Source organism: Pasteurella canis (assembly GCF_020810675.1).
GTDB lineage: Bacteria > Pseudomonadota > Gammaproteobacteria > Enterobacterales > Pasteurellaceae > Pasteurella > Pasteurella canis.
Genome location: NZ_CP085871.1, coordinates 779,341 through 792,179, shown reverse-complemented (window position 1 = coordinate 792,179; position 12,839 = coordinate 779,341). Strand labels below are relative to the sequence as shown.

Genomic DNA, 12,839 nt, shown 5'->3' with positions numbered 1-12,839 from the left:
AATTGTTTGTCTTTTATTCTCGTTTTTGATTATAATCGCGTCCCTAATTTTTATGTGGGTATTTGATGATGCCCATTATTAATTATTTACTTTCATTTCCAAATATAAAGCGATTTAAAATAAACGGATATGATGAATCAATTACAGCGTAGAGCCCAAAATAAAGGCTATACTATTTATTTCCTCTTGAGTATTTTTTTCTGTCTCGGTTTATGGGGCTATCGTGAGCAACATTATTCATTTGTAGATGGTTTATACAACAGTATTAAATTAATTGTGATTAATGGGGAGGAACATGCCCCAAATTGGCAAATAGAATTAGCAAGATTTGCGTTACCATTATTTACAATTGTTGCTGTCGTTAAATTGTTTCTACAAGTGATAGGTCAGAAGCTAACATTTCTTAGCCTAAAGTTATTTCCTCCATGTATGGTTGTGTTTAGTACAACTAAATTAGCTTTTGTTTCTAGTATGCTAATTAAACATCCAGGTCGGAAACTCTTTGTTGATATTTCGAAAGAAGGAATCGACTATTATAGCGAATTGCCTAACAGTAATTATCGATTACTTCATTTACCAGAGTTATCTTTTGAACAATTAAATAGTTTGAATTTAAAATCTGCTAAAACTATTTATTTAATTGATCATCAAGATGAAACTAATATTACATTAGCTGAATCTATTATTTCACTCCTTAATAGAACGAATAGTAAACCTCGTTTATTAATTAATGTGACAAACCGATTAATGTCGCGGATTGCTAATCAAGAGTATCTTTTTGAGCAATATCGTAGTGAAAAAGGTGAAATTGTCTGGGGAAATGCGATTCATAGTGCAGCACGTTTATTATTGCAAAAACGTCCCCCATTAAGGGAAAGTTCATTATCAACGAATGGTGTTTTACATATTGGGATTGTGGGATTTACTCCTCTTACGCAGCAATTAATTTTAAATATTATGCGTAATTGTGTTTATTTAAATATTAAGAAGATTTATTTAAGTATTTTTAGTCAGCATCTAGAGGCTTACGAACAGTTTTTGCAGGAGAATCCGCTCTTATTAAAAGAAAATCAGGGTAAGAAAATTTATGGGGGAGGCGGATTCCCATTAGAATCAAATCATTATGTATGCTGTGAAACACATATTTCACCAGCGTTACTTACTGATGTAATAGCAAAACATGGTGCATTTAACCACATTTATATTACAGATGAAACAGATTACGTGGTATTGGAAGCATGTTATAAAATTAGACAAAGCTTAACCGCACTTCAAGTACCCGCTTATCTCACAGCTTGTTTATTTGGAAAAGACCTTGCTTATGTAGAAAAGCTCAATCTAGTTGCCCAAGCTAATGAAGTTGATAATCAAGATATATACTATTTTTCGATTATTCAAAGTAATATTAATTATCCTTATGAAGAAGCGAATGATGTATTATCGTTAATTATACATACTGCTTATAAAGCTGTTCGTAGCCGTGCGTTTCCGCCAATAAAGTCCGTTGAGTTTGGACCTCAATTTGCACGTGCATTTTTAGAAAATATTGATTTAGCCAATAAGGATTGGCACGAGTCTTTACAGGAAGGATTTAGACATTCGAATCGTTGTGCAGCAGATCATTTATTTATCAAACTGAGAGAGCTTGGATTTGAATTAGTACATCAAAAAGAATATGGTTCTCAAGATTTGTTAATAGCAGAATTACATTGTGTAATTCAACAATATCTTACCCCAATGTTAAAGTTAGAGCATCAGCGTTTTTATCAAGAGCGCCTCACAGATGGCTGGCTTTATGCGAAACAGAATGATGAAAAACAACAATTGAATTGCAGTTTAGTCCCTTTTGAGCAACTTCCAGAATTAGAAAAACATAAGAATGAATGTTTATTACGTTTAATTCCTTTTGTTTTAGCACAACCAATGGTAAGGCAACATTACCAACTTAAAAAGATAAATTGAGTAGCTGACATTACTTCATAATTTAATTTCGTACTACGCTTTTAAATAAAAATAACTGTCTGCGTTATTTAATAGGATATTTTGTTTTGTATAAGGATATTTAACAATGACCCAATTATTTATTAGTCATTCTAGTCTAGATAATGCTGAATCTATTGCTTTATATAATTGGCTCAGTGAATTAGGTTGGTCTTTATTTTTAGATTTAGATCCTAATAACGGTATTCACGTTGGAGAGGAATGGCGCAAAAAATTAGGCAGCTCAATTAATGAGTGCGAAGGCATGATATTGCTGATTTCTGATAACTGGTTGATTTCTCCACACTGTTTATCTGAATATCAGATGGCAGCGGCATTAAATAAACCCATTTTCCCTTTAATTATTAAATCACCTACTAAATATCATATTCCTCATGCTATTTTAGATAAATGGAATATCGGAAATCTTGAAATTGGTCACCCAAAAGTAACTATTCCGATATTATTACCTTCTGGGCAATCAAGCATGGTTGCTTTTAGTCAAAATGGCTTGAATGGATTAAAACGAGGTTTAACTTATGCAGGATTACATCCAGATTTCTTCCAGTGGCCACCTTTATCTCGTTATGACAACCCGCCTAGTCCATATAAAGGTTTAAAACCACTTGAATTTGAAGATGCAGGGCTTTTATTCGGAAGAGATGGTGCGATTAAAGCACTGTTATCAGAATTACAACGTTTGCGTGAAACTACTCAAATTCGTTTTGTTGCAATACAAGGTGCTTCGGGTTCTGGAAAGTCTTCTTTTTTACGAGCAGGGATTTTACCAAGACTTGCTCGTTTGCAACAACAATTTTTAGTATTACCACTTATTCGACCAAATCAGCTTGTTTTAAGTGGTGAAAAAGGATTGATTGAAGCATTATTTCAACTTTGTAAAAAATTAGATATTCGACGTACTAAAAAATCAATTAAGGAGCTTGTAACTAAGCCTACATTGCGTATCGCTTTAAAAGCATTTTTACTTTGTATTTTAAGAAGAGCAAGAGGAAAACTAGAGTTTCAACAGAATTCGGATTTACCAACTTTAATTATTTCTGTTGATCAAGCTGAAGAACTTTTTACTTCATATAATGAAGAAACGAGTCAATTTTTGCAATTAATTGCGGAGTTAATACATTGTGATGAACTCGATGTCATGGTGTTATCAACGATTCGTACTGATGCTTATTCTGCTTTACAAGTTGCAGAAAAATTAGAAGGGATTGATCAATACCCTTTTTCATTACCCCCAATTGCAAAAGGTGCCTATCAACAAATTATTGAAGGTCCCGCAAAATTATTAGAGAAAACACAAAAGCCGCTTTGGATTGATCCTCAGTTAACTGATAGATTGCTAAAGGATTTAGAACAAGATGGCGGTAAAGATGCTTTACCTCTATTAGCTTTTACTTTAGAGCGGTTATATTTAGATTATGGTAGTAATGGTAAATTAGAACTTAAGGAATATTTGACCTTTCAAGACGAATATACTCAACAGCATTCTGGACTTGGTGGACTACAAGGTGCTGTATCTATTGCTATTGATGAAGCATTAACGAAAGCACAACAAGATCCTCGTTTACCTAAAAATCATAACGATCGTATTATGTTATTACGTCGGGCGATTATCCCTTATTTAGCCAGTATTGATGTAAAAACACACCAACCACACCGTAAGGTAGCACATTATATTGATTTTCCTGAAGATGTAAGGCCAATTATTGATAGTTTAGTAGAAAGTCGTTTACTGACAAAAGACTATAATGCGCAATTTTTAGATAACAAAAGAAAACATAGCAATGAGCAGGGAATTACAGTTGAATTTGCTCATGAAAGTATTTTACGTCAATGGCGTTTGCTTTCAGATTGGTTAAAAGAAGATATAGCCGATTTATTTTTATTAGAAATGCTGCAAGCAGAAACTATCGTGTGGTTACGTACTCAAAAACATACAGAATGGCTACGTTTGAGTGGTTGTCGTTTACAGGAAATGGATCGCTTAGAGCAAGGGAAATTTAAAGCTTATCTCACACCAGTACAACGAGAATATTTAGATTGCTGTCGTGTACAAGAACAGTTGCAGCAAGTGAATGAGTTAAGAAAAGCCAGAGCTCTCATTACAGTCAGATCTCGTGCGTTGAAACGTGTAAAAATGAGTTTAGGTATTTCTTCTTTATTGTTAATACTATCTATTGGTGTGGGGTGCTTTGCATTTGATAAGAAACAAGAGGCTGAGCAGCAAACATTAAAATATCAAATGGAATTAGAAAGATCAGAAACATTATTACATGAAATTAGTACTGCAGTCAGTTTTCTAAATTTTGATCTGCGTAATGTACTAGAACAATATGTCCCTGCGACAAAACAAGCTGTTATTTATCAAGAAATTGAAAAACTAATACAGCATTTGGAAGAAAATACTTGTTATGAAGGGCTAAGAGAAATTGCTGTAGCTTATATGAATCAAGGGAATCATGCAAAAGAATTGGGTGATGTCGATAAAGCAAGTTTTTACTATCAACGTGCATTTGCTGAATTTCAGTATTTAGCCGATAAAACACCAAATGATTTAGAAATTCAACATGATTTAAGCATGGCTTATGAAAATATTGGACATCTTGCAGAAATCCAACAAGACTTAAATTCTGCAGAACAAAGTTATCAAGCTGTTCTCGGAATTAGACAAAAATTAGTTCAAAAAGATCCTACAAACTTTAAATTACAAGGTAGCCTAAGTCATATATATAAAAAATTGGGCGATATTAGCCAATTAATGAATCAATTTGAACAATCTCTATTTTATTACCAAAATGCTTTTAATATTGATCAGGATATTTATCAAAAAAATCCTGAACATTATGATGTACAAAGAGAATTGAGTATTTCTTATTATAATTTAGGCCATTTAATGCAAATTCAGTATCAGTATGCTCAAGCATTTAATTACTATCAAAAAGAATTTACTATTATTGATAAATTAGTTAAACAAGATCCAAAAAATCAACAAATTTTACATGACTTGAGCATGATATATGAGCGCTTAGGCGATGTGAAATTAGCTGAAAATAATCAGAAAGAAGCGCTAGATTATTATCAAAGAAAGTTAAATATCGCTAAAAAACAGATTCTTCAAGATCCTGATAATTTGCAAATTCAACATAATTTAGCTTCTTCTTATGATAAAGTCGGCAATGTTTTTCGTATACAAAAACAATTTGATCAAGCTCTTTTATACTATCAAGAAGCTTTTACAATTTTCCATGATATAGATGATAAATATCCTAATCATAGGCAAAATCAGAGGAGTTTGGGCATATCTTATGCGAAGTTAGCGAGTATCGCGTTAAGTCAAGAAGATATAAAAAAAGCTTCGAATCACTATCACCAAGCATTTGATATTTTTGAACATCTTTCTGAAGAAAGACCAGCTAATCAGCAAATACAACGTATTTTAGGTATTTTGTACTATAAATTAGGTGACATTGCTCTGGCTGAAGGAAATGCGATACATGCCAGTGAACGTTATCAATCTGGGTTTACGATCATACATAAACTTTATTTAAATTCGCCTAATAGCCCTTGGGTACAAGCGGATTTAGCTCGTAGTTATGAGAGATTAGGTGATTTTGCTAGGTTACAGCAAAATTATACGCAAAGTCATTATTACTATCAGCAATCATTAGAAATAGCCCAAACGCTATTAGCAAAACAGCCTAAAAACTATCGATTATTTCGCAGAACAGCTACAGTACACCAGAAATTAGCGGATGTTTTAAGTCATTTTGACAAGTCAGAACAAAGTGTATTTCATAATATGAAGTACAATATGCTAAAAGGAACATGGGATACAAAATCCATGGCAAAAAAGAAATAAAGACCCTAAGCTATTTTTTAAAAAGCATTTATTTTAATTTGTACTGAGTCAGCTCTACCTTGATCATCAAGGATAGAAATAATATAACTGCCCATCGAGTTAGGTTGCCATAAGATGGGCTGATTGGGTAGAGCTTCACTAATAAATGCATTATCAATAAACCAGAATACCTTATGTACATCCGCTGCAACATTTGCTGACAAAATTAATGGTTCTGATTGAATTTGATGTGAAATATAATAATCTCTTTCTGCTAAAGGTGAGGTAATCTGAGGGTTATTTTGATATAAATATTGTAGTGCTTGATTTTGTTGTTCATAAGGACAGGCAGGATTAATGATTGGAGTACGTTTCATTACACCAGCTTGTGCGAATAGCTGTTGAAAATCGCTTGACCACATTTCATATATTTTTTGTTCAATATCTTTATCAGAATAAGGCTGACAAGCTAATATATCAGTATTTTTTAATACGATAAATGGCTGGTAAAGCTGGCTGACAGTAATAGGTGATTTGCCTGGAATAAAAAGCGTTTTTACTTGTTGAGGGCAGTGTTGATTAGGTAAATTACCATCAGCTTGACAGACGAAAACCTCTTTTAAATTAGCTCCTTCCATGACAATGTCACTCATTTGTGGTTCATTAGCAATGATACTATCCGCTAGTTGTAGAAAAAGTGGTGTGGCTACATTACGACCAATCAAATATGGATTGCTTTTATTATTGAAATTACCAAGCCAAACGACTAATGTATAGCGTCCAAAATATCCTGCTGTCCATGCATCGCGTAAACCATTAGATGTGCCTGTTTTCCAGTAGAGGGGTAAATTTGATTTAATCGATTTATTTTGTATATCAGTACGAATATTTTTGCGCAAAATATCATGGAGCATTATCGTACTTTCTTTGCTAAGTAACTGTTTTTTTAAAGAAGATTTTTCTTCCTTAAGGAATTTTAAAGGTGACCATATCCCTTGGTTGGCTAACATAGCGTATAGGCTAGCTAATTGTTGAGCATTAAGTTCAGAGCCTCCCAATACTAAAGATAGACCGTAATGTGCTTTATTTTTAGTAAATGTTATATTGGCTTGTTGTAAAAAATCATATAAATCAGGTGAAAGACGACTGGCTATTTCAATTGCTGGGATATTGCGACTTTGTAATAATGCTTGAGTGACACTAATTGGACCAACAAAATTACCTTCATAATTTTCTGGTTGATATTCAGAAAAGATAGTGGGTAAATCTTTTAAAATAGTCTGGCTATGTGCCAACCCCTGATCAAATGCTAGAGCATAAATAAAGGGTTTTAATGTAGAGCCATAAGATCGTTTTGCTAGAGTGCCATTTATTTGACCTGAAATACGTTGATCAAAATAGTTACTTGACCCAATTAATGCCTTGACAGCCATAGTTTCATTATCGACTAACAATACAGATGCATTATTAATACCAGTTTGATATTGTTGTGATAAATAACGATGAGTAATGCTTTCAATTAAACTCTGTAAATGACTATTTAATGTGCTGATGAGTTTAGGTCTATTAGGATACTGTTGTAGCAATTGATCAACAAAGTGCGGTGCTAAAAATGGTAATTTTTCTAAAGGACGTAACGCATAACTCAGTTGAAAATCAGTTTGCCATTTTTTATCTTCTGGATGAGTTATTAACCAGCGATGATAGAGTTGATTACGTGCTTTAAATAAAGCAGGGTTAAGCTGAGAATTATGTTGACGAATATAAACATTTGGGTTTTTAGGCAGAATAGCTAATGTCATCGCCTCTGCCAAGTTGATTTGGCTATTTGATTTATTGAAATAGATTAGACTAGCTGTACCAGCCCCCTCAATGTTACGACCATAAGGTGCAAAGTTAAAGTAGGCCTCGAGTATTTCTTTTTTAGAATAACGAATTTCCAATTCAATAGCACGTAATATTTGTTCGGCCTTACCCACTAATGTACGACTATCAATGTGCCATAAAACACGAGCAAGTTGCATCGTTATAGTAGAACCACCTTGAGGAGAATTGTTTAAAATATAAGTTTGCCATGCGCCACGTATTAAGCCATATGGATTAACACCAAAGTGATAATAGAACCATTCATCCTCTTGAAATAAAACTGCTTCAATTAATTTTGGCGAAATTTCTTCAAGTGGTGTCCATAAACGATATCGCTCATCTTTTGCTGTAGTGAGGCGTAGCAAATTATTTTTATCATCATATATTGCAGTAGAGTAAGGAAAATAATCCTTCAAAGGAGTGTAGTGAGAGAGGCGAATAATCGTAGTAACGCTGCCTAGCAAAAGTACGGTTAAAAATAATCTAAAAATGACTTTTTTACTCAGCGTTTTCATTTCATTCTCTTAAAAAATTCCCCTTACTATATAGTAAGGGGAAAATAACTTGGATTGCATAGCTTATTAAAAGTTGGCATTACGTGGCGCACGAGGGAATGGAATTACATCACGAATGTTTTGTACACCAGTGACATATACAATTAATCGTTCAAATCCTAAGCCAAAGCCAGAATGTGGTACGGTACCATATCGACGTAAGTCACGATACCACCAATAATCTTCAGGATTGAGACCCATTTCAAGCATACGTTGATCTAATACATCTAAGCGTTCTTCACGTTGTGAGCCGCCAATGATTTCACCTATTCCTGGGGCTAGGACGTCCATTGCTGCAACTGTTTTACCATCATCATTTAAACGCATATAAAATGCTTTAATATCTTTTGGATAGTTTTTTACAACAACTGGTGATTTAAAATATTCTTCAGCAAGATAGCGCTCATGTTCAGAGGATAAATCGATCCCCCAAGAGACTGGAAATTCAAATTTTTTACCAGATTGTAGTAATATTTCAATTGCATCAGTATAGTCAATTTGTGCAAAATCAGAGTTAACAAAGTTTTCTAAACGAGTAATAACTTCTTTATCAACGTGTTTTTCAAAGAATGTTAAGTCGTCTTTTCGTTCCGCTAATACGGCACGGAAAACATATTTCAGCATATCTTCAGCCAATTTTGCATTATCTGCTAACGTAGCAAAAGCAATTTCAGGCTCAACCATCCAAAACTCAGCTAGATGACGTGTTGTGTTTGAGTTTTCTGCGCGGAATGTGGGACCAAATGTATAGATTTTGCTTAATGCACAAGCATAAGTTTCACCGTTTAATTGGCCAGAAACAGTTAAGAATGATTCTTTACCGAAGAAATCTTGTGAAAAATCGACCGCTCCTTGCTCATTACGTGGTAAATTTTCTAAATCTAATGTAGAAACACGGAACATTTCTCCTGCACCTTCAGTATCTGATGCAGTAATTAATGGTGTTGCAACCCAATAGAATCCTTGTTCATGGAAGAAACGGTGAATAGCTTGAGCTAAACAATGACGAACACGTGCTATAGCACCAATAATATTAGTACGAGGGCGTAAATGGGCAACTTCACGTAAATATTCGATAGAGTGTCGCTTAGCTGCCATTGGATACGTTTCTGGGTCGTCAACCCAACCAGTAACAACGACGGAGCTTGCTTGTAATTCAACTGCTTGACCTTCGGCAGGTGATTCGACTACTGTTCCTGTGACAATAACGGAACAGCCTGTAGTAAGACGTAACACTTCTGAGGCATAATTTTCAATATCATTATTCACAATAGCTTGGATTGGATCAAAGCAAGAGCCATCATAAATAGATAAAAAAGACAGCCCAGCTTTTGAGTCTCGGCGAGTACGAATCCATCCACGTACAGTTATTTGTTCGCCAACAGTTATTTTACCTTGTAATACATCAACGATAGATGCAATTTTAGTCATATAAAAACCTCAATTTTTAAATAATTTTTTGAGTAAATAAACCGATATAGTTTACCTTAACTTATGAAAATTACCAAAATCTATTAAAAGTTTTGTTTTTGTGAAATAAATCTCATTATTACTTTAAAGCACTTGTTTTTATTCTTATAACTGGTATAAGTAGACAATTTATTATTTCTTATTTTCATTAGAAAACTCTGCATTAATATGGAACATAATCAAAAAAATAGATCTTGTTTAATATGCTTCAGTAGCAGAACAATCTTTGCTTTACTTATGGAATAGAGTATTAATTATGCCAAAAATCAGAAAAGAAGATAAATTGCCACTACGCTTAAAGCAACTTGGACGCATTTACCGTTTAGTTGAACAATTTGAAGAAATTTCTCGTATTGATTTATCAAAGCTCTCACGTTTAGCTCCAGCAACAATTACAGCATTAACTCGCGAACTTATTAAAGAAAAATTAATTATTGAACGAGCAGTACAAAATACAGAAACGCGTGGTCGACCAGCTATTGGTTTATGTGTATCGCCATTTTACTGGCAATCTTTGTGTGCCACATTAGTTGAGAATCAATTTGAGATTATTTTAAGTGAACTGGATGGCGGGGCAATAAAGCACAGTATCTATCCATTAAATCAAGATGACTTTAAAAATTTAGAACAGGTTTTAGTCGCACATTTACAGCAATTCCTTTCTGAAACACAAGATGAATTAAATCATTTAATTACGTTTTCTGTAGCCGTAGGAGGAGAACTAGATCATGAGAATCGATTAGTTAAGCTTGGTGAAATACAGCTGAATATTGATTTAAAAGCGCTATTCAGTCCATATTTTAAGATTCCAGTGTTGATTACAGAATACTTCCAAACTTGGTTATTAGCTGAGTCCACTTTAGGTAGTGTTATAAACTGTGATAATGTTCTGTTCTTACAATTAGATAATGTGATTAATTTTAGTGTACTGTCTAAAGGGGAGTTATTATCACATAAAAATCAATCGCGTAGTACTATTAATAGGATGATAGTACCCAAATTCAATATGATACAACAAGACATTAGCCCTGATTTAAATGATGTACAACGCTATCAATTGCAAAATCAAGTTACGCATAAAGCAATTTATCCTCTGATTGATAAGTATTTTCCAGAAAATAAATTATCTAATTGTTCAGAAAAAATAGCTTTTTTGTGTGAGAAAGTAAATCAAGGTGATAAAAAAGCTGAGCAAATTTTATATCATATTGCAGATAGTTTGGCTTATATCTTAATGAATTTAGTGAATATTTTTGCATCAGAAAAAATTATGTTGAGTTCTAGTTTTTTACTATCAAAAGATATTTTCTTAAATCGATTAAATCAGTCATTAAGAGAAAATTTAGCCTCTACAGATTCTAAAGTAGAGGTTATTACAGGAAAATATGAGTGGAATACTCCTATTGTAGCGGCCTCAGCTATTAAACAAAGTATCTATGATGGCAGTTTATTAGGGCATTTTATTAAAGATTGATTATTTGTTCTGATAATAACTCAAGATGTATTTTGTAGATATTCTCTAGATTAATGATATCAATTTAAGAAAAATTTGTGTTATCTCAACATTTGTAAAGCAGAATTCCTTTAAGATCTTTGTAGAGAGAAGACTTAGAAAGGGGATAGGCGATGAGCTGTTTTTTTGTAACAGGAACAGATACGAATGTAGGTAAAACTGTCGCAAGTCGAGCCATAATACAAGCATTACAAAATAAAGGTATTCAAATTGTGGGCTATAAGCCCATAGCATTTAGTCATGAAGACAGTATTTATAATGATGTTGAATATCAAGATAAATCTAAAAGTGATTATGGTTTAGAAAATAATGCGGATGTATTAACTCTTATGAAGTCGACGAAAGAAAATGTAAGCTATCAAGACGTAAATAGTTATACATTTAAACATAGTACGCCGATTTCCTCTCATGAAGAGAAGAGTATTCATATAGAAAAAATAAATTCTGATTTATCTAGGCTCAATAAAAAATATCAATCAATCCTAGTTGAAGGTGCATATGGTTGGTTGACCCCAATAAATGAGCATTATCGTTTTGCAGATTGGGTTCAAGAACAAAAAATGCCAGTTGTATTAGTTGTTGGAATTAAGGAAGGTTGTATTAATCATGCTTTATTAACGGTGGAATCAATACAACAGAAAGGACTGCCTTTATTAGGCTGGATAGCTAATCGTATTAATCCTTGTTTAAGTCATTATGCTGAGATTATTAAGTTGTTAAGTGAAAAAATAGATGCTCCGCTTTTAGGACAGATACCTTACTTACATAAGCCAGAAGAGCAAGAATTGAGTCATTATATTACTAATGTTGAACGACTAACTTATATGGAAACAGTATTAGTAGATTAGTGCAATTATTTATACTTAATAACAATCCGCCCGTAAAACGGGCGGTTTTTAGGCCACCCTATAAGGGCCTAGTACTTCACATGCCCCTCAAGGGGCATGTGAAGTCTGACAACCGTTCAATAACTCTGTTGCCTACCCCTTAAAGGGGTCCATATATTCTTTCTTCGATAAATTATCCTGAATCATATCTTCCTTTTCCTGATTTCGGATATATTCCTCTACAATTTTTGTATTTAAACCTACTGCACTTACATAATAGCCTTTCGCCCAAAAATTTCGATTCCCATACTTATATTTTAAATTTGCATGTCTTTCAAATATCATTAGCGATGACTTACCTTTTAAATACCCCATAAAACTTGAAACGGCCAGTTTTGGAGGTATCCTTAACAGCATATGGATATGATCTTTCATTGCATATGCCTCTATTATCTCTACATTCTTGTAGTGACATAATTGTCTTAGTATCCCTCCTATATCAACTCGCAATTTTCCATAAATTGCTTTTCTCCTATACTTAGGGATAAAGACTATGTGGTACTTACAGTTCCATCTTGTGTGTGATAGACTTGAATCGTCATTGGATTTACTTGCCATGACTTATCCTCCTATATGTTGAATTTTGGTTGTCAGCCTTGTTCATTATAGGAGGATGTTTTGTTCTGCTCACCGCTTAAGCTTTTCTGTTCCATACGCAAAGCGTATGGTTTTTATAGCTAGACTTTGTCTAGCTATAAATAAAAAGCCTTTTG

At 33.5% G+C, this 12,839-nt stretch carries 7 protein-coding genes; 4 read left to right on the top strand and 3 right to left on the bottom strand.

The window, feature by feature from the left end; all coding sequences use genetic code 11:
• Positions 1-129 precede the first annotated feature (129 nt).
• Together K7G93_RS03805 and K7G93_RS03800 are read left to right on the top strand one after the other, a co-directional pair.
• Positions 130-1,962 (top strand): hypothetical protein, encoded by a 1,833-nt coding sequence (locus tag K7G93_RS03805; protein WP_228400493.1) that lies wholly within the window; start codon positions 130-132, stop codon positions 1,960-1,962.
• Positions 1,963-2,068: 106 nt separating this feature from the next.
• Entirely contained in the window at positions 2,069-5,857 is a 3,789-nt protein-coding gene (locus tag K7G93_RS03800; protein ID WP_226690576.1) for an nSTAND1 domain-containing NTPase, read from the top strand.
• Between the two features lie 17 nt (positions 5,858-5,874).
• Here the strand turns inward: K7G93_RS03800 and pbpC are convergent, their stop codons facing one another.
• Positions 5,875-8,217 (bottom strand): penicillin-binding protein 1C, encoded by a 2,343-nt coding sequence (pbpC, locus tag K7G93_RS03795; protein ID WP_226690577.1) that lies wholly within the window; start codon positions 8,215-8,217, stop codon positions 5,875-5,877.
• Positions 8,218-8,283: 66 nt separating this feature from the next.
• Complete coding sequence (gene asnS, locus K7G93_RS03790; RefSeq protein ID WP_115322660.1) at positions 8,284-9,687, bottom strand: asparagine--tRNA ligase; 1,404 nt, start codon at positions 9,685-9,687, stop codon at positions 8,284-8,286.
• 295 nt (positions 9,688-9,982) lie between these two features.
• On the opposite strand from asnS, the gene K7G93_RS03785 reads away from it, so the two are divergent.
• Positions 9,983-11,200 (top strand): ROK family protein, encoded by a 1,218-nt coding sequence (locus tag K7G93_RS03785; protein ID WP_226690578.1) that lies wholly within the window; start codon positions 9,983-9,985, stop codon positions 11,198-11,200.
• 152 nt (positions 11,201-11,352) lie between these two features.
• Complete coding sequence (gene bioD, locus K7G93_RS03780) at positions 11,353-12,087, top strand: dethiobiotin synthase (RefSeq protein WP_115322662.1); 735 nt, start codon at positions 11,353-11,355, stop codon at positions 12,085-12,087.
• A 132-nt stretch (positions 12,088-12,219) separates the two neighbouring features.
• On the opposite strand, the gene tnpA is transcribed toward bioD, so the two are convergent.
• Positions 12,220-12,684 carry an IS200/IS605 family transposase gene (gene tnpA / locus K7G93_RS03775; RefSeq protein WP_228400326.1) on the bottom strand — a complete coding sequence of 155 codons (465 nt, stop codon included), beginning with the start codon at positions 12,682-12,684 and terminating at the stop codon, positions 12,220-12,222.
• Positions 12,685-12,839: the final 155 nt, after the last annotated feature.